24 protein-coding genes are annotated in these 22,609 nt (G+C 68.5%); 18 read left to right on the top strand and 6 right to left on the bottom strand.

Annotated features, from left to right (window positions below):
* The first annotated feature begins 215 nt into the window (after positions 1 to 215).
* The 13 genes from BZF61_RS15920 to BZF61_RS14405 all read left to right on the top strand — a co-directional run bounded on the left by BZF61_RS15920 (position 216) and on the right by BZF61_RS14405 (position 10,573).
* The gene (locus tag BZF61_RS15920; protein WP_211276794.1) at positions 216 to 824 is read left to right on the top strand and encodes a ParB/Srx family N-terminal domain-containing protein; all 609 of its coding nucleotides are present in this window, start codon (positions 216 to 218) and stop codon (positions 822 to 824) included.
* A gap of 9 nt (positions 825 to 833) precedes the next feature.
* Positions 834 to 1,751: a DNA-methyltransferase gene (locus tag BZF61_RS14350; RefSeq protein WP_211276795.1), complete on the top strand. Its 918-nt coding sequence runs from the start codon at positions 834 to 836 to the stop codon at positions 1,749 to 1,751.
* Between the two features lie 4 nt (positions 1,752 to 1,755).
* On the top strand, positions 1,756 to 2,196 hold the full coding sequence (locus BZF61_RS14355; protein ID WP_027443849.1) for a hypothetical protein: 441 nt from the start codon (positions 1,756 to 1,758) through the stop codon (positions 2,194 to 2,196).
* A complete protein-coding gene (locus tag BZF61_RS14360) occupies positions 2,193 to 2,441 on the top strand; it encodes a DUF7220 family protein (protein ID WP_086620082.1) in 249 nt (82 codons plus the stop codon). Before BZF61_RS14355 ends, BZF61_RS14360 begins: the two co-directional genes overlap by 4 nt.
* A complete protein-coding gene (locus BZF61_RS14365) occupies positions 2,438 to 3,055 on the top strand; it encodes a hypothetical protein (protein WP_086620083.1) in 618 nt (205 codons plus the stop codon). Before BZF61_RS14360 ends, BZF61_RS14365 begins: the two co-directional genes overlap by 4 nt.
* On the top strand, positions 3,000 to 5,009 hold the full coding sequence (locus BZF61_RS14370) for a phage terminase large subunit family protein (RefSeq protein ID WP_086620084.1): 2,010 nt from the start codon (positions 3,000 to 3,002) through the stop codon (positions 5,007 to 5,009). Before BZF61_RS14365 ends, BZF61_RS14370 begins: the two co-directional genes overlap by 56 nt.
* A gap of 1 nt (position 5,010) precedes the next feature.
* Positions 5,011 to 5,220 (top strand): phage head-tail joining protein, encoded by a 210-nt coding sequence (locus tag BZF61_RS14375; RefSeq protein WP_027443912.1) that lies wholly within the window; start codon positions 5,011 to 5,013, stop codon positions 5,218 to 5,220.
* Positions 5,220 to 6,713, top strand: a complete 1,494-nt coding sequence (locus BZF61_RS14380) for a phage portal protein (RefSeq protein ID WP_027443911.1) — start codon at positions 5,220 to 5,222, stop codon at positions 6,711 to 6,713. The genes BZF61_RS14375 and BZF61_RS14380 overlap by 1 nt, the downstream gene beginning before the upstream one ends.
* Positions 6,714 to 6,719: 6 nt before the next feature.
* Positions 6,720 to 8,759: a prohead protease/major capsid protein fusion protein gene (locus BZF61_RS14385; RefSeq protein WP_027443910.1), complete on the top strand. Its 2,040-nt coding sequence runs from the start codon at positions 6,720 to 6,722 to the stop codon at positions 8,757 to 8,759.
* A gap of 85 nt (positions 8,760 to 8,844) precedes the next feature.
* Positions 8,845 to 9,180: a DUF2190 family protein gene (locus BZF61_RS14390; RefSeq protein ID WP_027443909.1), complete on the top strand. Its 336-nt coding sequence runs from the start codon at positions 8,845 to 8,847 to the stop codon at positions 9,178 to 9,180.
* Positions 9,180 to 9,494, top strand: coding sequence for a head-tail joining protein (locus tag BZF61_RS14395; RefSeq protein WP_027443908.1), 315 nt, complete (start codon positions 9,180 to 9,182; stop codon positions 9,492 to 9,494). Before BZF61_RS14390 ends, BZF61_RS14395 begins: the two co-directional genes overlap by 1 nt.
* Positions 9,491 to 10,132 carry a DUF6441 family protein gene (locus BZF61_RS14400; RefSeq protein WP_086620085.1) on the top strand — a complete coding sequence of 214 codons (642 nt, stop codon included), beginning with the start codon at positions 9,491 to 9,493 and terminating at the stop codon, positions 10,130 to 10,132. The genes BZF61_RS14395 and BZF61_RS14400 overlap by 4 nt, the downstream gene beginning before the upstream one ends.
* Before the next feature lie 9 nt (positions 10,133 to 10,141).
* A complete protein-coding gene (locus tag BZF61_RS14405; protein WP_211219364.1) occupies positions 10,142 to 10,573 on the top strand; it encodes a hypothetical protein in 432 nt (143 codons plus the stop codon).
* Between the two features lie 95 nt (positions 10,574 to 10,668).
* On the opposite strand, the gene BZF61_RS14410 is transcribed toward BZF61_RS14405, so the two are convergent.
* Genes BZF61_RS14410 through BZF61_RS14420 form a run of 3 tightly spaced genes read right to left on the bottom strand, consistent with a single transcriptional unit; the run spans position 10,669 to position 11,879 of the window.
* Positions 10,669 to 10,920 (bottom strand): hypothetical protein, encoded by a 252-nt coding sequence (locus BZF61_RS14410; RefSeq protein ID WP_027443742.1) that lies wholly within the window; start codon positions 10,918 to 10,920, stop codon positions 10,669 to 10,671.
* Between the two features lie 3 nt (positions 10,921 to 10,923).
* Complete coding sequence (locus BZF61_RS14415; RefSeq protein ID WP_211219334.1) at positions 10,924 to 11,634, bottom strand: DUF3489 domain-containing protein; 711 nt, start codon at positions 11,632 to 11,634, stop codon at positions 10,924 to 10,926.
* Positions 11,631 to 11,879, bottom strand: a complete 249-nt coding sequence (locus BZF61_RS14420; RefSeq protein WP_051221149.1) for a hypothetical protein — start codon at positions 11,877 to 11,879, stop codon at positions 11,631 to 11,633. Before BZF61_RS14420 ends, BZF61_RS14415 begins: the two co-directional genes overlap by 4 nt.
* 156 nt (positions 11,880 to 12,035) lie before the next feature.
* Between BZF61_RS14420 and BZF61_RS14425 the strand changes: the two genes are divergently transcribed.
* The 5 genes from BZF61_RS14425 to BZF61_RS14445 all read left to right on the top strand — a co-directional run bounded on the left by BZF61_RS14425 (position 12,036) and on the right by BZF61_RS14445 (position 18,062).
* Positions 12,036 to 13,178 (top strand): phage tail tube protein, encoded by a 1,143-nt coding sequence (locus BZF61_RS14425; RefSeq protein WP_211276796.1) that lies wholly within the window; start codon positions 12,036 to 12,038, stop codon positions 13,176 to 13,178.
* Complete coding sequence (locus BZF61_RS14430) at positions 13,175 to 14,380, top strand: ABC transporter permease (RefSeq protein ID WP_027443822.1); 1,206 nt, start codon at positions 13,175 to 13,177, stop codon at positions 14,378 to 14,380. The genes BZF61_RS14425 and BZF61_RS14430 overlap by 4 nt, the downstream gene beginning before the upstream one ends.
* Entirely contained in the window at positions 14,377 to 15,063 is a 687-nt protein-coding gene (locus BZF61_RS14435) for an ABC transporter ATP-binding protein (protein ID WP_027443823.1), read from the top strand. Before BZF61_RS14430 ends, BZF61_RS14435 begins: the two co-directional genes overlap by 4 nt.
* Before the next feature lie 392 nt (positions 15,064 to 15,455).
* Positions 15,456 to 16,910, top strand: a complete 1,455-nt coding sequence (locus BZF61_RS14440) for a G8 domain-containing protein (protein WP_036857853.1) — start codon at positions 15,456 to 15,458, stop codon at positions 16,908 to 16,910.
* Between the two features lie 99 nt (positions 16,911 to 17,009).
* Positions 17,010 to 18,062: a hypothetical protein gene (locus tag BZF61_RS14445; RefSeq protein WP_143737089.1), complete on the top strand. Its 1,053-nt coding sequence runs from the start codon at positions 17,010 to 17,012 to the stop codon at positions 18,060 to 18,062.
* A gap of 356 nt (positions 18,063 to 18,418) precedes the next feature.
* On the opposite strand, the gene BZF61_RS14450 is transcribed toward BZF61_RS14445, so the two are convergent.
* From BZF61_RS14450 to BZF61_RS14460, 3 genes are all read right to left on the bottom strand, one after another.
* On the bottom strand, positions 18,419 to 19,912 hold the full coding sequence (locus BZF61_RS14450; RefSeq protein ID WP_245561358.1) for a DHA2 family efflux MFS transporter permease subunit: 1,494 nt from the start codon (positions 19,910 to 19,912) through the stop codon (positions 18,419 to 18,421).
* Between the two features lie 67 nt (positions 19,913 to 19,979).
* Positions 19,980 to 21,119, bottom strand: coding sequence for an efflux RND transporter periplasmic adaptor subunit (locus BZF61_RS14455; protein ID WP_051221179.1), 1,140 nt, complete (start codon positions 21,117 to 21,119; stop codon positions 19,980 to 19,982).
* Entirely contained in the window at positions 21,116 to 22,549 is a 1,434-nt protein-coding gene (locus BZF61_RS14460) for an efflux transporter outer membrane subunit (RefSeq protein ID WP_036857858.1), read from the bottom strand. The genes BZF61_RS14455 and BZF61_RS14460 overlap by 4 nt, the downstream gene beginning before the upstream one ends.
* Between the last annotated feature and the right edge of the window lie 60 nt (positions 22,550 to 22,609).

The raw sequence follows: 22,609 nt of genomic DNA on the forward strand, positions 1-22,609 counted from the left end.
TATGCTGGCGGGCGAGGCGCGGCGTAGCGCCAGCGACAGGGCCGATTTTTTGGGAAGCCACCCCCGTCTGAGGGAAGCCACCGGCTGCCGGAGGGCACAGGAAAACCGCGTGATTTCTGCTGGATAGCCGCAAGTCCGGGCGAGCTGCCGGGTGGCTTCTTACTGGATTCCGGAATCCACCCGGAGTCCACAGGCAATCCACCGTGGAGTCCACCGTGGAATCCACCCTCCCGTTCGCCCATTCGAGCACGCTGGCCATCGGCCGCATGCGCATCGAGGCTTCGCCCGCTGAGCCAGCCTGGCCAATCAGCGGCCACCCGCGCGGGTGCGCCCCTCCCGCGTTCCTGACCCTTTATCGTTCCTTTCTGCCCATGACCCTTGCCTTTGCCCCCGACCGCATCGAGACGTGGCCGCTCGAGCGCCTCAGGCCCTATGCCCAGAACGCGAAGCAGCATGGGCCCGATCAGGTGGCGCGGATCGCTGCCAGCATGGCCGCGTTCGGCTGGACCGTGCCGTGCCTGGTTGCCGAGGACGGCGAGTTGATCGCCGGGCACGGGCGGGTGCTCGCCGCGATGGAGCTGGGGCTGACCGAGGCTCCGGTGATCGTGCTGGCGCATCTGACCGAGGCCCAGCGCCGCGCCTACCGCATCGCCGACAACCGGCTGACCGAACTCGGCACCTGGGACGAGGCGCTGCTGGCGGGCGAACTGAGGCACCTGCTGGCCGAGGACTTCGATCTGGGGCTCACCGGCTTTGCCGATGGCGAACTCGACCGGCTGCTGGCGCTCGATCCCGAAGCGGGCGATGAGGATGGCGGCGCTTAGGTTCCGCCGGTGACCATCCCCGAGCCGCCGCGCAACCCGGCCTCGCGCAGGGGCGACCTGTGGATCCTCGGGCACCACCGGTTGCTCTGCGGTGACAGCACCAACCATGAGGACGTCCGCCGCCTGATGAACGGCGAGCGGGCGATCCTGTTCGCCACCGATCCGCCCTATCTGGTCGATTACGACGGCACCAACCATCCCACGCAGAACAAGGACTGGAGCCGGTCCTATGGCGTCACCTGGGACGACAGTGCGCAGGGCGCCGAACTCTACGACGGCTTCATCGCCGCCGCCATTGCCGAGGCGATCGCCGAGGATGCCGCCTGGTATTGCTGGCATGCCTCGCGCCGCCAGGCGATGCTGGAAGCATGCTGGGAGAAGGCCGGCGCCTTCGTTCACCAGCAGATCGTCTGGGTCAAGGACCGCGGGGTGCTCACCCGCTCGCATTACCTGTGGAAGCACGAGCCCTGCTTCATGGGCTGGCGCCGTCCGCACCGCCCGCCCAAGGTGGCCGAGGAGACGCTGCCCTCGACCTGGGAGATGGCCGTGCCCGCCGGTGAGGAGCGGCCCGATCATCCCACGCCCAAGCCGGTGGATGCCTTCGCCATCCCGATGCGCCAGCATGTGGCGCGCGGCGGCCTGTGCTACGAGCCGTTCTGCGGCTCGGGCACGCAGATCATCGCCGGCGAGGAGAACGGCCGGCGCGTTCATGCCATGGAGATCAGCCCGGCCTATGTCGATGTGGCGGTCGAGCGCTGGCAGGCCGCCACGGGCCGCGCCGCCATCCTTGAGGGCGACGGCCGCACCTTCGCGCAGGTGAAGGCCGAGCGGCTGAAGGGCGCGCAGCCGCCTCCCGCGGACGGCACCGAGGCCGAAGCTGGCGAGGCAGTGTCCGAAGCGAGACCCAGGCGCAGGCGGGCGCGGTAGGGCCATGTGGACCGTCCGGGAGATGTGCGAGGCCTGCGGGCTGGGCACGTGGCAGTTGGGCCAGTGGATCACGCGGGGCCATTATCGGCCGTCACAGGCGGTCAGGCCGGGCCAGCGGCGGCTGTTCGACTGGTGCGATCTGGCCTGTCTTGCCGTGATGGCCGAGCTGTGTGCCCTGTCGCTGGAGCCGCATGAGGCAGGGCGTCTGGTCGCCGAGCTGCGCGGCCTGCTGGAGCAGCGCGGTTGTGTGCACCAAGACATGGCGCTGTTCCTCGTCCTGGCACGATGGGATGAGAGCAGCGACTTCGCCGAGACGGTCTGGCTGAGTGATGACGCTGGTCTGCCCGCCATCGTGTGCCGCCGTCCGAAGACCTGCCTGATCGTCGACGTGGCCGGTGCATATCGGGCCGCGCTGGCGCGGATCGGGCAGAGAGAGCGGCCATGAAGCAGTCCCGCGTGATGTCGCTGATGGAGTCGCTGGCCAATGTGGTGGTGGGTTATGGCGTGGCGGTGGTGACGCAGCTTGTGGTCTTCCCGCTGTTCGGCCTGCACACGACGCTTGCTGCCAACCTGATGATGGGCGCGGTGTTCACGCTGGTGAGCGTGGTGCGCTCCTATGGGCTGCGGCGGCTGTTCGAGCATCTGCGCGCGCGCCAGGCGCTGACGGGAGGTGACCAGGTCGGACCATGACGAAGGGCATGAGCGAGCGGCAATATGCGGCCCATGCCGGTATCTCGCGCGGCGCGGTGCAGAAGGCGCGCGCGGCCGGGCGGCTGGTGCTGCATGCCGACGGCTCGATCGATGCCGCCGCGTCTGATGCCAGGCGCAGCCAGTTCACCGATCCTGCCAAATCGCGGCGCGCGGCCAGTTCCTCGAGAGGGACCGAGGGCGCCAGGCCAGTGCCCGAGGCGGCCGTGGCGGCGGTGGGCGAGACCCTGCGCGAACAGGGGCTGGCCAGCACCAGCGGCTCGGGGGGCACGACCTTCCTGCAGGCCCGGACCGCGAACGAGGTGCTGAAAGCACAGGAGCGCCGCCTGCGGTTGCAGAAGCTCAAGGGCGAGCTGGTCGAGCGCGACCGGGCCGCGGCGCTGGTGTTCCGCATGGCGCGCGAAGAGCGCGAGGCGTGGATCACCTGGCCGGCGCGGGTGGCGGCGCTGATGGCGTCGGAGCTTTCGGCCTCATGCAGCGAGGCGGCAGGCCGCGAAGTGATCGTGGAGGTGGCGGCGATGCAGAAGATCCTGGAGGACCATGTCCGCAGCCACCTCGAGGAGCTCGCCGCACCGCGCGCGCCCGACTTCACCTGAGGCTTCGGGCGGGAACGAGGACTTTCCCGGCGCCGGGGCGCTTCGGCGTGCCTGGGCGCGGGGACTGGCGCCCGATGCGCGGCTGAGTGTCTCGCAATGGGCCGACCGCCACCGGGTGCTCTCGGGCCGCGCCTCAGCCGAACCGGGCCGCTACCGCACGGCGCGCACGCCCTACATGCGCGAGATCATGGACCGGCTGAGCCCGCACGATCCGGCGCAGCGGGTGGTGTTCATGAAGGCCGCACAGGTGGGCGCGACCGAGGCCGGCAACAACTGGATCGGCTATGTCATCCACCAGGCGCCGGGGCCGATGCTGGCGGTCCAGCCCACGGTGGAACTGGCCAAGCGCAACTCGCGGCAGCGGATCGAGCCGCTGATCGCCGAGAGTCCGCCCTTGCGGGAGCGGGTCAGACCCGCCCGATCCCGCGATGCCGGCAACACCATGCTGTCGAAGGAGTTCGCCGGCGGCATCCTGATCATGACCGGGGCCAACTCGGCCGTCGGCCTGCGCTCGACCCCGGCGCGCTATATCTTCCTCGACGAGGTCGATGCCTATCCCGCCTCGGCCGACGAGGAGGGCGACCCGGTGAGCCTCGCCGAGGCGCGCTCGCTGACCTTCGCGCACCGGCGCAAGGTGCTGCTGGTCTCGACGCCGACGATCCGCGGTGTGAGCCGCATCGAGCGCGAGTTCGAGAGCAGCGACCAGCGGCGCTACTTCGTGCCGTGCCCTCATTGCGGGGCGATGCAATGGCTCAAGTTTGAGCGGCTGCGCTGGAGCAAGGGCAAGCCGGAGACGGCAGAGTATCATTGCGAGGCCTGCGAGGCGCCGATCGGTGAGCACCACAAGACGGCGATGCTGGAAGCAGGCGAGTGGCGGGCGACGGCGGAAGCTGCCGATCCGGCCACGGTCGGCTATCACATCTCGGCGCTCTATTCGCCGGTGGGCTGGATGAGCTGGGCGCGCATCGCCCGGGCGCACGAGGCGGCCCAAGGCTCGGACGAGGCCATGCGCGCCTTCGTCAACACGGTGCTGGGCGAGAGCTGGGTCGAGACCGGCGACGCGCCCGACTGGCAGCGGCTCTACGATCGGCGCGAGCCGTGGACGCCGGGCACGGTGCCGGCGGGCGGGCTGTTCATCACCGCCGGGGCCGACGTGCAGAAGGACCGCATCGAGGTCGATGTCTGGGCCTGGGGGCGCGGGCTGGAAAGCTGGCTCGTCGATCACCTGGTGATCGAGGGCGGGCCGGACCGGCAGGATGCCTGGGCGCAGCTCTCTGCCCTGCTCGACCGCAGCTGGCGACACGCAGGTGGTGCACACTTGCGGATCGCGCGCCTCGCCATCGACACCGGCTACGAGACCCAGGCGGTCCATGCCTGGGCGCGCAGCGTAGGCTTTGCCCAGGTTGCACCGATCAAGGGCGTGGAGGGGTTCAACCGGTCAAGCCCGGTCTCGGGTCCGACCTATGTGGACGTGACCGAGAGCGGCAGAAGGCTGCGCCGCGGCGCGCGGCTGTGGACCGTGGCGGTCTCGACCTTCAAGACCGAGACCTACCGCTTCCTGCGCCTTGCGAGGCCGACGGATGAAGAGATTGCCGCGGGTGCAGCGTTCCCGCCCGGCACGATACATCTGCCGCAATGGATCGAGAGCGAGTGGCTGCGCCAGCTCACCGCCGAACAGCTGGTAACGGTGCGCAACCGCAGAGGATTTGCGCGGCTTGAGTGGCAGAAAATGCGCGAGCGCAACGAGGCGCTCGACTGCCGGGTCTATGCCAGAGCGGCGGCCTGGATCGCGGGCGCTGATCGCTGGGGCGAGGACAAGTGGCGCGATCTCGAGGCGCAGCTTCAGGTGGCGCCCGGCGCAAGCGATCCTGCCGGGCAGATCCATCGGCCGGGACGGGCGCCTGAAGGCAAGCGCCGCTCCGACTGGCTCGGGCGAAGAGAAGGGTGGTTGTGAGATGAGCGCGTGGAGCGAGACGGAACTGGCGGCCCTGCGCCGCGCCTACGCCAGCGGCACGACCCGCGTGAGCTATGACGGCAGAACCGTCGAATACGGCTCGGCCGCCGATCTGCTGGCGCGGATCCGCACGCTCGAGCAGGCGCTCGCCAGCGCCTCGCGGCCGTTGCCGCTTGCCGGCCTTGCCGGGTTCTCGCGCGGGGATCGCTGATGGCGCTGGGCTGGTTCGACCGGGCGCTGGGCTGGATCGCGCCGCGCATGGCCGCGCGCCGGGTGCTGGCGCGCGAGGCCTTCGCGAGCCTTGCGCGCGGCTATGACGGGGCGGCGCGCGGGCGGCGCACCGAGGGCTGGCGCGCGACCGGCAGTTCGGCCGATGCCGAGATCGGCGCGGCCGGGCCGCTCCTGCGCGACCGCATGCGCGATCTGGTGCGCAACAATCCCCATGCCGCCAAGGCGGTGGCGGTGCTGGTCAACAATATCGTAGGCGCGGGCATCATGCCGCGCTCTGCGAGCGGCGATGCGGCCCTCGACCGCCGGGTCGATGCCCTGTTCGAGCGCTGGTCGGCCGAGTGCGACGCCGATGGCCAGCTCGACTTCTACGGCCTGCAGACGCTGGTCTGCCGCGAGATGGTCGAGGCCGGCGAGGTGCTGGTGCGGCGCCGTCCGCGCCGCGCCGGGGATGGTCTGGCCGTGCCGCTGCAGCTGCAGATGATCGAGGCCGACCTGCTCGATGGCTCCCGCCATGGCGCTTCCGGCGCGGGGCGGATCGTCCAGGGGGTCGAGTTCGATGCGCTGGGGCGCCGCCGGGCCTACTGGCTCCATGCCGAGCATCCCGGCGACGGCGGGCCTCTGGCCACGCTGCGGCAGGGCAGCCGTCCGGTGCCGGCCGAAGACATCGCCCATGTCTACGAGAAGCAGCGCACGCAGGTGCGCGGCGTGCCCTGGGGCGCGCCGGTGATCCGGGTCCTGCGCGATCTCGACGACTACGAGGTCGCCGAGATCGTGAGGAAGAAGACCGAGGCCTGCGTCACCGCGATCGTCGTCGGCGACGACGAGACGCAGCAGGGCATTGCCCCGGCGGTGGTCGATGCCGACGGCAACCGGGTCGAGCAGTTCGAGCCGGGGCTGATCGCCTATGCCCGCGGCGGCAAGGACATCCGCTTCAACCAGCCTGCCGCGACCGGCGGCTATGCCGAGTACCGCCGCGCGAGCCTGCACACCATCGCGGCCGGGTTCCGGGTGCCCTACGAGCTGCTGACCGGGGATCTCTCCCAGGTCAACTACTCCTCGATCCGCGCCGGCCTCGTCGAGTTCCGCCGGATGATCGATGCGGTGCAGTGGCAGCTGTTCATCCCGATGTTCTGCCTGCCCGTCTGGCGCTGGTTCACGCAAGGCGCCTGGGCGGCAGGGGCAATCCCTGTGCCCGAGGTTCCGGTCGAGTGGTCGCCGCCGCGCTTCGAGGCGGTCGATCCCTACAAGGATGCCATGGCCAACCTCATCGCCATCCGCTCGGGCACGATGACGCTGGCCGAGGCGATCGCGCGTGCCGGGCGCAATCCCGAGGCGGTGCTGGCCGAGATCGCCGCCACCAATGCCCGGCTCGATGCGCTCGGCCTCGTGCTCGACAGCGATCCGAGGCGGGTGAGCCGCACTGGCGGGGTGCAGGGCAGCGATCCGCTCGCCACCGACAGCGAACAGGAGTGACAGGCAATGGAGACGACGATCGAGCTTCCGGCGCTGCGCCGGGCGGGCGAGCTTGCGCCCCATACCATCGACCCTGCCGCCCGCACCGTCGAGGTGGTCTGGTCGACCGGTGCACGGGTGCTGCGCCAGCGCTGGTTCGATGCGCCCTATGACGAGGAGCTGAGCCTCGATCCCGCCCATGTCCGGCTCGAGCGGCTGAATGCGGGCGCGCCGTTCCTCAAGGTGCACGAGACCGACAGCCTCGATGCGATCATCGGCTCGGTGGTGCCCGGCTCGGCGCGGATCGAGCAGGGGCGCGGGCTTGCGCTGATCCGCTTCTCCGAGCGCGCGGAGGTGGAGCCGATCTGGCGCGACATCGAGGCCGGGCACATCCGCGCGGTCTCGATCGGCTACCAGGTCCACCGTTACCAGGTGAGCCGGCCGGAGAACGGGCGCGAGCTGTGGCGCGCGATCGACTGGACCCCCTTCGAGATCTCGGCCGTGCCGGTGGGCGCCGACCCGCAGGCCGGCTTCCGCAGCAGCCCGGTCCCCCATTCCCCCTGCGTCCTCGTCCGGCGGGACGCACGCCCAAGCCCCGAAGGAGAGCTGACCATGCACGACCCCGTCCCCGATCCGTCCGCCGCCGATGCGGCCGCCAGCGCCCCGTGCGAGGAAACCCGCGCGGCTGCCAGCGCCGTCGCTTCCGATGGCGCCCCCGCTGTTGCCCCCATTCCCACGCCGCTGCGCGAGGCCGATGCCGGCTTGCCGTCCGATGCCGAGGCGATCGCGCGCCGGGCCCGCGAGGAGGAACGCGCGCGGGTCGCCGCGATCCACGATCTGGCAAGCCGCCTCAGGCTCGAGCGCGGCTTCGCCGAGGATCTGGTCCGGCGCGGCACCCCGCTCGAGGAAGCGCGGCAGCTGATCCTCGACGAGCTTGCTGCCAAGGCCGAGGAGACCCGCAGCTTCCCCCATGTCGCGATCCCGCTCGGCGGGCGCGACGAGCGGGTCACCCGCCGCGAGGCGGTGACCAATGCCCTGCTCCACCGCTACAGCCCGGGCCTGTTCCCGCTCGAGGATGCCGCGCGGTCCTATCGCGGCATGACGCTCATGGAACTCGCGCGCGAGAGCCTCGAGCTGGCCGGCACCAGCACGCGCGGGCTCTCGCGCGACGAGGTGGCGACCCGCGCGCTGCATGCGACCTCGGACTTCCCCGAGATCCTCGCGGCCGTCACCAACCGCACCCTGCGCCAGGCCTATGAGGCTGCCCCGCGCACCTTCACCGCCTTCTGCCGCCAGGTGCTGGCCACTGACTTCAAGGCCATGCACCGGGTGCAACTGGGCGAGGCGCCGCAGCTTCTGGAAGTGGCCGAGAGCGGCGAGTTCAAGCGCGGCACGCTCGGGGAGAGCAAGGAGAGCTATCGCGTGAAGACCTATGGCCGGGTGGTGGCGATCACCCGTCAGGTGCTGATCAACGACGATCTCGACGCCTTCACCCGGATCCCGGCGATGTATGGCAATGCCATCGCCCAGCTCGAAAGCGATGTCGTCTGGTCGATCATCACCTCCAACCCCGCCATGGCCGACGGGCAGGCGCTGTTCCATGCGAGCCACAGGAACCTTGCCGCCACCGGCACGGCGCTCGATGTCACGAGCCTCGGGGCGGCGCGCGCGGCCATGGCGAGGCAGACCGGGCTCGACAAGAAGACCGTGCTCAACATCCGCCCGGCCTTCCTGATCGTGCCCGCCGCGCTGGAACTCAAGGCCGAGCAGCTGCTGGCGCAGAACCTCGTGCCGGCCTCCAGCGGCAATGTCGTGCCGGCCTCGATCCGCACGCTGGTGCCGATCGCCGAGCCGCGGCTCGATGCCGCGAGCGAGACCGCCTGGTATCTCGCCGCCTCGCCCGCCCAGATCGACACCATCGAATATGCCTATCTCGAGGGCCAGCAGGGGGCCTACATCGAGACCCGCAACGGGTTCGATGTCGACGGGGTCGAGATCAAGTGCCGGCTCGACTTCGGCGCCAAGGCGATCGACTGGCGCGGCCTCTACAGGAACCCCGGCGCCTGATCCGGTCCCGTCTTTGACACCTGAACCCCTACGAGATGGGCGGTCCTGACGGGCCGCCCTTCGTCTTTCCAGGAGGATCTTCCCCATGAAAAACTACGTCCAGCCCGGCAAGACCATCACCCTTGCCGCACCCCATGCCCTTGCCCCCGGCGACGGCCTGCTGGTGGGCGCGATCTTCGGCGTCGCCAGCGGTGCTGCGCAATCCGGTGACAATGTCGAGGCCGCGCTCGTCGGCGTCTTCGATCTGGCCAAGGCGCCGAGCCAGGCCTGGAGCGTGGGCGCCAGGGTCTATTGGGACAACACCAACCGGCGCTGCACCACCACGGCTTCGGGCAACACGCTCATCGGCGTTGCCACCGAGGCGGTTGCCGGCGGGGCCGAGGATGTCGTCGGCCGGGTGCGGCTCAACGGCAGCTTCTGATGAGCGCCTTTGCCGCCGCGCTCGATGTGCTGTTCGCTGACCCCAACCTTGCCCGCGATGGTCTCTGGCGTGCTGGCGGCAGCGGCCCGCCGGTTCCGGTGCGCGTGGTGCTGCGCCGGCCGGACCGGGTGGCCGACTGGGGCGAGACCCGCCTTCACGCCGCAACCGCGCTCGCCGATCTGCGCATGGCCGAGGTGCCAGTGCTGGAACCAGGCGATGTCATCGCGGTCGCAGGCCAGGACTGGATCGTCCAGGGCGAGCCGCTGGGCGATGCCGAGCGCCTCGTCTGGACGGCGGAGCTGGCCCCCTCATGAGGCTCGCGCTCACCACCATCGGCGATCTCAGGCAGATCATGGCCGAAGAGGTGGCTGCGGCCGAGCAGGCGGTGAGCGGGGCTGTCACCGAGGCGACCGCCGGGCTCAAGGGCGAGCTGCGCGCGCAGGTGACCGGCGCGGGGCTGGGAGCGCGCCTTTCCCGCACCTGGCGCTCGCAGGTCTGGCCGAGCGGCGAGGCGAGCCTCGGGGCGGCGGGACTGGTCTGGTCGAAGGCGCCGGCGATCATCCGCGGCCATGCCGAGGGCGCACTGATTCGCGCGCGTGGCGGCACCTTCCTTGCCATCCCGACCGAGGCGGCGCTCTCCATGCGCGCCGGTGACCGGCGGCTCACGCCGCAGCTGTGGGAGCAGCGCATGGGCACGCCTTTACGCCTCGTGCCGGGACGAGCGGGCCGGCCAGCCCTGCTGGTCGCCGAGAACCTGCGCGCGCGCAGCGGCCGGCGCGGCGGCTATGCCCGGGCGAGCGCCACGGCGCTCAGGACCGGGCGCGGCCTCGTGAGCGTGGTGCTCTTCGTGCTGGTGCCGCAGGTGCGGCTTCGCAAGCGCCTCGATGTCGAAGGCGCGGCCGAGCGCTGGATCGGCCGGCTCGAGGACCGGGTGGTGGGACGCTGGAGGTGAGGATCGGTGATGTCGACGCGTGAGGCCATTCTGGCAGCGCTCGCCGCGCAGCTCGGCGCTGCACTCGCGGCGCCGGTGCGGCGCAATGCGGCCCTGCCCGAGAAGGTGCCGGCTGACGGGCTCGTCATCCTGCGCGACGGCGAGCCGGGCGAGCCCGAGGTGACGCTGAACCCGCGCCGCGAATGGTATCGCCACCGCATCGAGCTCGAGCTGTTCGTGCCGCAGGGGAATGCTGGCGGCGGTGAGGCGGCGCTCGATGGGCTGCTCGGCGCGATCGGTGCGGCACTCCGCGCCGACGAGACGCTCGGCGGCCTTGCCGAGACCCTCACTCCGGCCGCGCCGGAGATCGGGGTGCTGGCCATCGAGGGCGCAGTCCCGCTGCTCACCGCGCGGCTCGTGCTGACCGCCGAGTATCTGGTCAGCGATCCGCTCGCGGGGTGAGATGCGATGGGATCAGGATGGGCCGGCAATGGGCCCGAACGGGAGCCGCCGCCCGGACGGAGGCGGCGGATCATCAAGCTGCGACTGCGGAGTCGTCACGCCTGCTTCAGGCGGGCGATCCCGAGCAGTGTGTCCTTCAGCGTCTCGCTCACCGCGCGGCTGGCGCTGGCGGATGGGCCGACGCGCAAGGCCCCGGCGCGCCCGACGTAGTAGTGCCAGCCCTGCGGCGCCTTGGGATGGCTGCAGGTAAGCACAGTGTAGCGCTGCGTGGCGGCATCGGGGACGAGGCGCTCGCCCGAGGCGAGGAGAGCGGCGACCAGACGGTCGTGGAGCGTGGCCTTGGCCATGGCTCAGCCTTCCGCTTGCAAGCGATAGACCCGCCCGCGGGTCTCGTCCCGGTGCGAGGCCACGCCAAGGCCCAAGCGGCGCTTGAGCCCATGCGAGAGCGCGGCGCGCACCGTGTGCCTCTGCCATCCGAGTGCTGCTGCGATCTCGGCCACGCTGGCGCCCTCGGGTGCCTGCAGCATGGCGATGAGCGCGGCCTGCTTGGTGCCGTCGCGCTGGCGGCGCGGCGGCGGGGCAGGCGTGGCGACAGCCTCCTGCGAAGCGGGTGGTTCGGGCTCAGGATCGCAGATGTGGCAGCGCGTGGTGTGTGCAAGCTCGGTGCCAGCCAGATGGAGCCTGCGGCCTGCGCCGTTGCAGTGCGGGCATTGGGACTCCTCGTGCGCAGCGCCAGATCCTTGCGGGGCTGCAGCCTTGGCTCCCCCGGCGCTGCCGACGGCGGCAAGGCCTGCGGGCGTGATGTGAAGCAGGGTGGCGCGGCCGTCCTCGTCATTGCGCCAGAAAGTGTTGTGCTTGGCGCTGGCCTTGGTCCAGCTGCGGGTCACGGTCTCGGCGATGAGCCCGCGCCGCAGCAGGGCGGCAACGACCCGCCGGGCATTGGGTCCGCGCAGCGATCCGGGAAGCGGCAGGACATTGCCATCCGCGCGCTGGGCGGCGGCGCTCAGGACCATACGCTGGGTGTCGGAAACCGGCATGGGACTGCTCTGTGTCATGGTCATGCCTCGATCCCAAGGAAGCGGGCGATCTCGCGCAGCTGGTCGCGGACATGGGCAAGGCTGCCGACATGGCCCCAGTGCACGCTGTCGGGTTCGGCGTGGAAATGATCCTCGCTCAGCGCCTGCAGACGTTCGAGCAGCCTGTCGATTTCGAGCTTGTTGGCCATGAAGGCTTCGAGCGCTGCCTTGCTGTTGCGGCGGGCCTTCTCGGCGCGGGCCTCGTGGCGGGCGGTGGTGGTCAGGGTCATCTGCTTCCTCCGTTGGCGATGCATCCGGTAGAAGCGTGTTCGCTCTGTCCGCCCTGCTTATCAAGCGATTAAGCACATGATCTGAAACAATAATCCTGCCCCGCGCGGGTGGCTCGCGCGGGCCTTCCCGTCCCCCATCCCCATCGGAGATGACCCATGCCCAAACTGCGTGCCTATGGCGCGGATGCGACGCTCAAGATCGCCCGCGAGACGAGCTATGGCGTGATGCCGTCGAGCGGCTGGCGCAGCCTCGACTTCCGCTCGACCGACCTTGCCGCCACGCAACCGCTCGCCGCCGATCCGCTGCTCGGGCGCGGGCGCAATGCGCAGGATCCCTATCGCGGCCTCGTCACCGACGAGGGCCAGATCGACGTGCCGCTCGACCTGCGCGGCACAGGCTACTGGCTCACCGCCCTGTTCGGCCTGCCGACGACGAGCAGCGTGGCGGCAAGCGGATCGATCACCTTCGCCGCCAATCCCGCCGCCGGGCAGACGATCACGCTGAACGGCGTGGTCTGGACCTTCGTCACCGGCACGCCGGGGGCGCTGCAGACCCAGATCCAGGCGACCGTGACCCAGACCATCGACCAGCTGGTCACCAATCTCAACGCCTCGGCCAATCCCGAGATCAGCAAGTGCACCTACAGCCGTCCGGCCAGCACCCAGCGGCTCGAGATCGTCTTCGATACGGCCGGGCCTTCTGGCAATGCCTTCACCATCGCCGCCTCGCATGCTTCGCCCTCGGGTCCGCGGCTCACCGGTGGCGGGCATGAGCACCTCTGGCAGAGCGGGGCCGACGAGATCCCGAGCCACACGATCGAGATCGGCCATCCCAAGCTCACCACCCCGGTGTTCTTCCGCCATCTCGGCACCATGGCCGAAAGCATCGAGTTCGAGCTCGGCCAGGACGGCCCGGCCAATGCCCGCCTGCAGCTGGTGGCGCAGGGCGAGGAGCGCGTTGACCCGGCCACGGGTGCGCGCGATGTCCGCCTCAGCCTGGCCGATGCGGCGGTAGACGCGCCCTCCGGCCTCACCGTGACGGTCAATCTGGTGATCGAGCAGCGCGAGAGCGCCATCAGCGTGCCGCGCAGCGCCATCATCCAGTCCGGCGGCGAGGCGCGCGTGCGCGTCGTCCCCGCCGATGGCATTGTGATCGAACGCGCGATCAGCTTCGTCGACTGGCCCGCCGAAAGCGTGATCGTCACCAGCGGCCTGCAGGCGGGCGAGCACATCCTGGCCGATCCCGATACCGCCCAGCCGGGCGAACAGGTCAAGGTGCGGACAGCGCCCCAGGGATGAGCCCCTACGCCGTCAAGCTCGCCTTCCGGCATCTGCTGTCTCATCCGGGGCAGTCGGCGCTGCTGATGTCGGGCGTGGCGCTGGGCGTGGGCGTGTTCATCTTCATGAGCGCGCTGATCGGCGGCCTTGCCACCTTGCTGACGCTGCGCACGGTGGGCAGCATCCCGCATATCGTGCTGGAAATGCCCGACCGCGATCCCGCTGTCCTGGCCCCGCAATCGGGTGCGCAGGTGGTCTTGCAGAAGGACCTCAGCCGCCGCCAGCAAATCGCCATCTGGCAACCGGTCGTGCCGATCATCGAGGCGGAAGCAGGCGTCACCGCCGTCTCGCCGCAGATCCGTGGTTCGGCCTATGTCGAACGCGGACAGGCGCTGGCGCCGGTGGGCGTGATCGGGGTGATGCCGGGCAAGCTGTCCGACATTGCCGATATCGAGGGCGCCATTGTTGATGGCAGCAGCAATTTGCCGACCGACGGCATACTGATCGGCAGCCGGTTGGCGGGCGATCTGGGCCTGCGCACCGGGCAGGTGCTGCGCCTGACATCCGAGCGCGGGCGGGCGCGCAGTTTCCGCATCAGCGGCATCTTCACGCTGGGCGTCGCCAGCGCCGATCGGCAGGCGGTCTATATGGATTTCACCACGGCGCGCGCGCTGTTCGACCTGCCCACGGGCATTTCGCGGATCGAGATCAAGGTGGAACCCGCCACGGACGCCGCCGCCATCGCCGCGCGGCTGCGCCGCTCGACAGGCCTCAAGACTACCGCGTGGACCGAGGACAACAGCCAGCTGTTCGAAGGGCTGGACGCGCAGGCGCGCACCGGCACCATCATCAAGGCCTTTGCGCTGATCACCATCGTGGTCGGCATTGCCAGCGCCATGCTACTGTCGATCGTGCGGCGGCAGGCGGAAATCGGCATCATGCGCGCAATGGGCGCCAGCAAGCGGCTGGTCGTGTCGATCTTCGTGCTGGAAGGGACGCTGATCGGCTTTATCGGCGCGGTCGTGGGCGCGCTGGTGGCCTGGCTGGTGCTGCTGCCCCTGCCGCCCGTCAGCGAAGTGGAGAGCGGCGGCTTGCCGATCGACCAGGCGCAGGGCGATTTCCTGCTGGCGATTGCACTGACCACGCTCGCCGCCGCGCTGGCCTCGATCCTGCCCGCCCGCCGCGCGGCGCGGATCGACCCGGTGGAGGCGATCGGATCGTGAGCGCCGAACCGATCCTTTCCGTGCGCGATCTCACCAAGGTCTTTGGCGAGGGAGAGGCGCAGGCAAAGGTGCTGAAAGGCATCGACCTGACGATGGCCCCCGGCGAAATGGCCGCGCTGCTGGGCCCGTCGGGTTCGGGCAAAAGCACGCTGCTCACCATTCTGGGCACGCTGATGCGCGCCAGCGGCGGCCGCCACGAGATGCTGGGCGTCGACCTGATGCAGGCCAGCGATGCCGAGCGCACCGCGTTTCGCAGCCGGCATCTGGGCTTCGTGTTCCAGTTCCACCACCTTCTGCCCGATCTGACCGCGCTGGAAAACGTCATGATGCCCGCCGCCGCCGCGGCCGGGCGCGAGAGCCGCGCCATGCGGGAGCGCGCCGCCGAACTGCTCGACGCGGTGGGCCTTGCCGACCGGCGCGACTACCGCCCCGGCGCCCTCTCCGGCGGGCAGCGCCAGCGCGTGGCCGTGGCCCGCGCGCTGATCAACCAGCCGGTGCTGGTGCTGGCCGATGAGCCGACGGGCAATCTGGACCGGCAAGCGGCAGACCAGGTGATGCAGCTCATCCGTTCGATCAACCAGACGCTGGCAACCAGCTTCCTGATTTCCACCCATGACGAGCATATTGCCGGCCAATGCCCGCGCCGGATCGAATTGCTCGACGGGCGGATCGTGCGGTCCTGAACTTCGTTGCCTTGCCGCCACCATTGCCAGCCAGCGCGACCGTCGGATCATCGGCCTTCGCCGGGGCAGGCCAAGGCGCAGCGTCACCGTGCCTGTGCTGCAGCCGGTGCCGGTCATGGCGCTCGCTATCCGGTTCCAGGTAGCATAGGCCCACCCCATAGGCGGTGTTCGCACTGGCATGCGCGGTGAACGCATATGCGCTTGGCAAACCGGCTTCCGCGCGGCAAGCTTGGAAAAAATTACAGGTGCAGGACTGGGAGCCTGCGGGAGGGGAAATGGCCATGCGGCTGCAGTCTTGCTTGCCCAAATTCGCCGTGCTTTTGGCGATCGCAGCCCTGCTGGGGACAGGATCTGCCGCTTTGGCCCAGCATGATCACGCGTCCCACACAGGCATGGAGATGCCGGTCGATGGCGCGCCGGCAGCACGGCGGGCAGCGCGCTGGTCCGATCCGGCCGCATGGCCCGATGGCCGCGTGCCGCGCGCCGGCGATGCGGTGACCATTGCGCGCGATGTGGACATGACGCTGGATGTCAGCCCGCCCGCGCTGCGCAGCCTGACCGTGCAGGGCGCCCTGCGCTTTGCCGACGATCGCGACCTCAATCTGACTACCGAATGGATCTATGTTGCCGGGGGCGAACTGGAGATCGGCACCGAGGCCCGGCCCTATACCCACAACGCCACCATCACCCTGACCGACGAGGTGAAGGGCGAGGACATCAACACGATGGGTGACCGGGGGATCATCCTGCTGCGCGGGACGCTGAGCCTGCATGGCAACCGCAGCCACAGCTGGTCCAAGCTGGCCGTCACTGCCGCAGCCGGGGCGACCGCGATCGAGGTACTGGACGCAAGCGGCTGGCACGTGGGTGACGAAATCGTCCTTGCCTCGACCGATTTCGACCCGCGCCAGGCCGAACGGCGCACGATCACGGCGGTGCGCGGCAACACGCTGCATTTTGCCGAGCCGCTGGAATACATGCATTTCGGCGAGATCACCTTTGGCGTGGACGAGCGGGGAGAGGTTGCCAATCTGACGCGCAATATCCGCATCGAGGCATCCGAGGATGCCAGCGAGAGCTATTTCGGCGGGCACATCATGGCGATGGCGGGCTCGCGGCTGTTCGTGGACGGTGTCGAGCTCAACCGGATGGGCCAGCACCTCACGCTGGCGCGCTATCCGATCCACTGGCACCTGCTTGGCGAAGGCCAGGGCCAGTATGTGCGCAACTCATCCATCCACGACACCTTCAACCGCTGCGTAACGGTGCACGGCACCAACAATCTGCGCGTGGAGAACAATGTGACCTACAACACCGTGGGCCATTGCTTCTTCATGGAAGACGGGATCGAGACGGGCAACGCCTTCATCAGGAACGTGGCGATCCAGACCAAGTGTCACCCCACGCTGGATTGCGTGCCCACCAACCTTGCCGCCAACGGGGAGAGAGACGCCAGCTTTGCCGATGCGGCGGCCTACAGGCAGGCCAGCTTCCACGGCGGCAACACCCTGCTCCCTTCGGACAACACCGTGGCGTCCTTCTGGATCACCAACCCGGACAACAGCTATATCGACAATGTGGCGGCCGGTTCCGACCAGGTCGGTTTCTGGTTTTCGATACCCGAGCACCCCAATGGCGCCTTCCTGGACACCGAGATCAGCCGCAACACCTGGCCGCGCCGGACGCCGCTGCGGGCGTTCCGGGGCAATGTGGCCCATTCCAATTTCGACGGGTTCCTGATCGACCGGCACATCGACCACGACAACACGTTCGGGCTGGCCTCGATCCCCTTGCTGCCCCTCACAGATCCCACCGATCTGGAAAGCGAAGTGATGGAAACGCACTAAGAGAACCTGACCGCCTACAAGAACCGCAATGGTGGTTTGTGGGGTCGGGGCGATCTTTACGTGTACAGCAACCTGAAACTTGCGGACAATGCGATTGGCATGACGCAGGCCGCTGGCGACATCGGCAGCCTGCCCTTCAGTTCGCGCCTGGTAGACTCGCTGGTGGTGGGCGAAACCGCCAATATCGGCAATCCGCGCACCGCGGAGGAACGCGCCTATGGCCGCAGCCTGCCGAAGCCGGCGATCCCCGATTTCCCCATTCGCGGCTACGAATATTATGATTACCGCGATGATGTGGTGAACACGACATTCGTGAATTTCCAGGACAATGACCGACGCAAGACCGGAGCACTGTCCTTCCTGCTGTTCACAAGCGCTGGGCTGAGCACCGGAAGCACGATCAGCGGTGCTCAGTTCGTTAACGCCAAGCCGGTCTATTTCCCGGCCTTCGACGCCCGGTTCGATAATGACAACCGCGGCGGCAACGCCTACCGGACCCTGTCGTTTCGCGACCTCGATGGATCGGTGACCGGCATCCCCGGCTCCCAGATCCTGCTCCACGATGGCGAGAATGACAGCGTCGCCACCGACGACACCTGCGACATCCGTCCCACCTGGAACGCGGCGGTGTGCACCGGCGATATCGGCCGCCTCAATCTCTCGGACGCCAGGGGAGAACTTCCCGCCGCAGTCGATCTGGAATCGCGGACCGCGCGCTTCGCCCTGCTTGCCTCGCTCGGCCCGAATGCTCCCGACACACCGCTCGTCCGGGCGCAGCGTACGGCCCTGTTCTCGCGCCGTGCCCCGCAGGCCCCCATATCGCTGGTTCGGGGTGGCAGGGAGTTTCGCGTCTCCGGCGACCAGAGCACGGTGCGGGCAGGCACCGAGATCCAGGTCAAGACCGAAAGGCCGCAAGTCACGCTCAGCCTGGCCGAAATGGACGAGGGCTCATGGGTGCTGTTCGAACTGCCGGGTTTCACCAATGCTGCCTCCGGAACGGAACAGGGCAGCATGGACGCCTTGCGCGCAGCGAACGCGACATCCTATTTCCGGGACGGGGACACGCTGTGGGTCAAGCTTGTGGCCGATGCCCCGCTCCTGCCGGTTATCCGTCCAACCGATCTGCAAGCCAGCATCACGGTCAGCAGATGACCGGCCAGCAAGGCGCTGCCAGCCTGACCGCAGCTCGCCTCCGATTGGCGGAGCATGACCTGCCCGGTGCTGTCCGGGAAACATTGACGTGTCTCCGCAGCTTGACGTTCGTCGCATAGAGAGGCGAGAACTTACCCCATATCCTTCAGGCGCCACCGGGTTCCGCCCGACACGATCCGGCTGGCTGTCTTGGCCCTATTTCCGCTTCACGACGAGCCTGCGCGATGTCGAGGGGATGCTCGCCGAATGCGGGACGGCGTGACGCATGAGACCGTTCGCTGCTCTGCGGACAAGTTCGGTCCGGCGAAGGGAACCGAAAATGCGGCGTTTCACCTCCCAGGATCAGGCCGGCCTCATCAATGCCCGCTACCGGGATTGAGCGCCTTTTTCGGCCGGGGAGCCAGCCAGATCGTAAGCGCCGCAATGATGAACAAGGCGAAGGTGAGCCCAAACACATGTAACGCCGATCCGGTAAGTGCCTGCGTTTCGAGCACGCGTTCCACGACCGCGTAGCTCTGCTCCTGGCTCAGGCCGTAGCCTTGCAGCATTCCGGTGGTGCCCTGCGCATCATTCATGCCCTGCACCATTTCCGCGCGCTGGATGCGTCCGTTGTCGATCCAGAGTGTCGAGGCCAAGGCAGTCGCGACGGCTCCGGCCATCGTGCGGCTGAAAGTGACGATCCCGGCTGCTGACGCGACCTGATCGGGCCGCATGGTAGCGATCGACAGAGCCGTCAACCCGACGAAGAAGAAGGGCATCCCGATTCCCTGGAGGAGTTGCGGAAGCGCGAGCGACCAGAACGAGGAATCGGTATTCCAGCCAAGCCGCAGCAAGGTGGTGAAACCAAGCCACAAAACCCCGATGCTGACCGTCAGGCGCACATCGACCCGGTTCAGCAACAAGGCCGCAATTGGGGCAACAAGGATAGCCAGAACGCCCTGAAAGCCGGTGACAAGACCGGCATCGGAGGCCGTGTAGCCCAGCACCTGCTGCATCCACAGCGGCACCAGCACCACCGAAGCGAACAGGGATGCAAAGCCGACTGATATGGCCAGGGTGGACACGGCCAGCGTTCGATCCTTCAAAAGCCGGATGTTGACTACCGGATCGGGTTCATACCACTCCCAGACCACAAAAGCGGCAAAGCCGATTGCCGCGGCAATCGCCATTGCGACGACCACATCCGAATTGAACCAGTCATGCTCCCGGCCCGTTTCCAACATCATCTGGAACGCGCTGACCCAGACGATCAGCAAAGCCAGGCCAACCTTGTCGAGGCGGGGCCGGCGAATGACCGTCTCATAACGGCCAAGGCTGCGCAGGAAGATGAAGAGGCAAAAGCCATTCACCGGAAGGTTGATGAAAAAGATCCAGTGCCAGCTCCAGTTGTCGCTGAGCCAGCCGCCGAGGATCGGCCCGAAGATCGGTGCTGCAATCGTGGTGGTAGCCCACAGACCCATGGCCATCGGCACCTTTTCGGGCGGAAAGATGCGGGTCAGCATGGTCTGTGTCAACGGCATGATCGGCCCGCCGGAAAGGCCCTGGAAGACGCGGGCGATAACCAGCATCTCGATCGAGGTCGATATGCCGCACAAAAAGGATGCGAGGCCAAACCCGCCCACGCAAAGTATCAGCATGCGCACCGTCCCGAACCGGGAGGCCAACCAGCCGGTAAGCGGAACGGTAATCGCCTCGGCCACGGCATAGGATGTGAGCACCCACAGGCCCTGGCTCGGCGAAACGGCAAGCCCGCCCGATATGTGCGGCACCGAAACATTGGCAATGGTGATATCGAGGACGACGACAAAGTTGCAAAGTGCCAGCGCAAAGGCGGCCAGATAAAGGGCCACACCGGTCAGTGGCCCAGGCTCTGTTGCGCCTCCGGACTCGGCAGATTGGCCGCTCGCACCCACCGCCTCAGCCCTTCGTATCGATTTCGGCCTCCATCGAGGCGCCAACGGGAAGCGGGTGCTGCGTAAGCTCCGCCGGATCGAGCGCTATGCGCACCGGGATGCGCTGCACCACCTTCACCCAGTTGCCCGTGGCATTTTGTGCCGGAATCAAGGCCGTCGCCGCGCCGGAAGCGGCCCCGATCCCGGCAACCCTGCCGCGAAACACGACGCCCGAGCCGTAAAGGTCCGATGTCAGCCGCACGCTTTGCCCAACCTTCACGTCACGCAGCTGCGTTTCCCGGAAATTGGCATCGACATAGACCTGCGCAAGCGGGATGATCCGCATGAGCGGCGCGCCGGGCGTCACCTGCTGACCGACCTGCACCTGCCGCTGGGATATCACCCCCGCGACTGGCGCCCGGATAATGGTGCGCTCCAGCATCAGACGGGCGGCATCGAGCCGTGCCTGCGCGGCAACCACATCCGGATCGGCTTCGATGCTGCCCACCCCGGTGACGACCGCAATGGCATCGGCGCTGCCCGAAGCCGCCGCGCGCCCCGCTTCGGCCGCCCGAACCGCGCTGCGCGCAGCTTCGACATTGGCACGCGCAACGGCGGCGGCGGTGCGGGCCTGCGCCAGTTCCTCACCGGCCACAGCCCCCGATGCAGCCAGCCCCTCGCGTCGGGCAAGGGCGTCATCAGCGCGCCGCAGATCCTCCTCGGCCAAGGCCAGACGCGCCCGCGCCTGAGAGGCTTCTGCGCCTGCCCCGGCAACGCGCGCGTCCTGGCTGCGGCCGTTGGCCTGGGCTTGCTGGAAGCGCTGGCGTGCCTGGCGCAGGGCCGCTTCAGCCGCAGCCACTTCTGCACGGGCATCCGCATCGTCCAGGCGCACCAGGATGTCCCCGACCGCGACTTCCTGAGTATCTGATACCTGCACTTCCACCACCGCTGCAGCGATGCGCGGCGTAATCACCGCGCTTTCCGCACCGACATAGGCGTTATCGGTGCTGACGATCCCACGCTGGAACAGGAAATACCAGCCCGCCCAGGCGGCAGCGCAAAGAGCGATGATGAGGCCAAGACGGATCAGCGCGGTCTTGCGGCGATTGGCCGGCGGCGCATCGTCCGGGGTGGCGGCCATGTCGGGCGAAGCGGAGGTGTTCATCGTTCAGGTTCCGATGTGCTGGCCGAATCCGCCATGAACCCGCCGCCAAGAGCGACGGCAAGCGCGGCATCGGCCTGATGATTGCGACTGTTGAGAGCGACAAGTGCGGCCCTTGCGGCGATCAGTTCGCGCTCTGCTGCAAGAACGCTGCGACGATCGACAAGCCCCGCCGCGTAGCGCTCGCTTGCCACGGAAAGGCTGGCCTGCACCCCATCTGCGGCGCGCCGGGCAGCACCGATCTGATCGGCCAGGCTGCGCTTGCTTGCCACCGCATCGGCAACCTGCCGGACCGCGTCGATCAGCACCGCATTGTATTGGGAGACGGCCTCGTCATATTCTGCCCGGGCCGAACGATAGCCGGCCCGCGCCGCACCGCCATCGAACAGGGGCAGGCGCAAAGCTGGCCCGACATTGGCAATCAAAGAGGAGCCGGAAAAGAGGTTGTCGATGCCGATGGCCTCAAGCCCGACAAGGGCGGCCAGATTGATATCGGGATAGAAGTTCGCCCGGGCTGCCCCGATGCCCGCCGCCGCGCTTTCGGCCCGCAGGCGGGCAGCGACAAGGTCGGGCCGCCGGCCGACCAGATCAACGGGCAGATTGGCCGGCAAGGCGAGCGAGCGGGGCTCGGCCAGCGTTGGCCGGACAATCGCCAGGCCGCGATCCGGGCCGGCACCGGCCAGCGCCGCCAGGGCGTTGCGGGAAAGGGCAATGGCCTCGTCAATGGCCGCAAGTTCGAGTTCGGCACGGCTGGTCTGACTCTCCGCGCGGCTTGTGGCGGCATTGTTCTCAAGCCCCTGCGCTGCGCGCGATGCGACCAGAGCCTGTTCCTGCCGGGCAATGTCCAGCGCCGCCTCGGCAAGGCTCCGGCGGGCAAACAACTGGTCAAGATCGATATAAGCGGCAACGATCGCCGAGATGAGGAGCAGCCGAGCCTGGGCCATGTCGGCCTGCGCCGCTTGCGCGGCAGATGTTGCCGCCGCAAGCGCGGAACGTTTGCGGCCCCACAGATCGAGATCGAACTCCGCCAGAGCCGCAATCCGGCCCCGGCTCAGCAGGCTGCCAGGGATCAGACCGGGGGGGAAACCCTGGTTCTGGCTGATCCGCACCCCGGCGCCGTTGGCTTCCGCTGCCAGGGTCGGCAGCAGTGCGGCCTGCGCCTGATCCTGAAAAGACGCGGCGCGCCGTGCCCGCGCGGCGGCCCCGGCCAGATCGGGAGACGCGGCAAGACCCTCCCCCACCAATTGGTCAAGCGCCGGGTCGCCCAGCATCAGCCACCAGCGGTCGGTCGGGAAATCGCCCTCGTCCGCCGCAAGCACGGCAGCGCCGGCCAGTCCTGCCGGATCGCGCAGGGCCGGCGGCGGATCCAGCTGTGGCAGCGATGCGCAGCCGGACAGCACCAGCCCCATCACCAAAATCGCAGTCCGCATCATCACCCTGCCGTACTGACCGGTATCATTGGCGGCGAACTGAACCCGAGAAAGGCGGTTGTC

The sequence above is a fragment of the Erythrobacter tepidarius genome, assembly GCF_002155695.1.
GTDB lineage: Bacteria > Pseudomonadota > Alphaproteobacteria > Sphingomonadales > Sphingomonadaceae > Erythrobacter > Erythrobacter tepidarius.

Excerpts from the sequence above, each read along its gene's own strand:
- BZF61_RS14355 (WP_027443849.1), top strand. The coding sequence starts at position 1,756 with ATGTGGACCGTCCGGGAGATGTGCGAGGCCTGCGGGCTGGGCACGTGG.
- BZF61_RS14360 (WP_086620082.1), top strand. The coding sequence starts at position 2,193 with ATGAAGCAGTCCCGCGTGATGTCGCTGATGGAGTCGCTGGCCAATGTG.
- BZF61_RS14365 (WP_086620083.1), top strand. The coding sequence starts at position 2,438 with ATGACGAAGGGCATGAGCGAGCGGCAATATGCGGCCCATGCCGGTATC.
- BZF61_RS14370 (WP_086620084.1), top strand. The coding sequence starts at position 3,000 with ATGTCCGCAGCCACCTCGAGGAGCTCGCCGCACCGCGCGCGCCCGACT.
- BZF61_RS14375 (WP_027443912.1), top strand. The coding sequence starts at position 5,011 with ATGAGCGCGTGGAGCGAGACGGAACTGGCGGCCCTGCGCCGCGCCTAC.
- BZF61_RS14380 (WP_027443911.1), top strand. The coding sequence starts at position 5,220 with ATGGCGCTGGGCTGGTTCGACCGGGCGCTGGGCTGGATCGCGCCGCGC.
- BZF61_RS14385 (WP_027443910.1), top strand. The coding sequence starts at position 6,720 with ATGGAGACGACGATCGAGCTTCCGGCGCTGCGCCGGGCGGGCGAGCTT.
- BZF61_RS14390 (WP_027443909.1), top strand. The coding sequence starts at position 8,845 with ATGAAAAACTACGTCCAGCCCGGCAAGACCATCACCCTTGCCGCACCC.
- BZF61_RS14395 (WP_027443908.1), top strand. The coding sequence starts at position 9,180 with ATGAGCGCCTTTGCCGCCGCGCTCGATGTGCTGTTCGCTGACCCCAAC.
- BZF61_RS14400 (WP_086620085.1), top strand. The coding sequence starts at position 9,491 with ATGAGGCTCGCGCTCACCACCATCGGCGATCTCAGGCAGATCATGGCC.
- BZF61_RS14405 (WP_211219364.1), top strand. The coding sequence starts at position 10,142 with ATGTCGACGCGTGAGGCCATTCTGGCAGCGCTCGCCGCGCAGCTCGGC.
- BZF61_RS14410 (WP_027443742.1), bottom strand. The coding sequence starts at position 10,920 with ATGGCCAAGGCCACGCTCCACGACCGTCTGGTCGCCGCTCTCCTCGCC.
- BZF61_RS14415 (WP_211219334.1), bottom strand. The coding sequence starts at position 11,634 with ATGACCATGACACAGAGCAGTCCCATGCCGGTTTCCGACACCCAGCGT.
- BZF61_RS14420 (WP_051221149.1), bottom strand. The coding sequence starts at position 11,879 with ATGACCCTGACCACCACCGCCCGCCACGAGGCCCGCGCCGAGAAGGCC.
- BZF61_RS14425 (WP_211276796.1), top strand. The coding sequence starts at position 12,036 with ATGCCCAAACTGCGTGCCTATGGCGCGGATGCGACGCTCAAGATCGCC.
- BZF61_RS14430 (WP_027443822.1), top strand. The coding sequence starts at position 13,175 with ATGAGCCCCTACGCCGTCAAGCTCGCCTTCCGGCATCTGCTGTCTCAT.
- BZF61_RS14440 (WP_036857853.1), top strand. The coding sequence starts at position 15,456 with ATGGAGATGCCGGTCGATGGCGCGCCGGCAGCACGGCGGGCAGCGCGC.
- BZF61_RS14445 (WP_143737089.1), top strand. The coding sequence starts at position 17,010 with ATGACGCAGGCCGCTGGCGACATCGGCAGCCTGCCCTTCAGTTCGCGC.
- BZF61_RS14455 (WP_051221179.1), bottom strand. The coding sequence starts at position 21,119 with ATGAACACCTCCGCTTCGCCCGACATGGCCGCCACCCCGGACGATGCG.
- BZF61_RS14460 (WP_036857858.1), bottom strand. The coding sequence starts at position 22,549 with ATGATGCGGACTGCGATTTTGGTGATGGGGCTGGTGCTGTCCGGCTGC.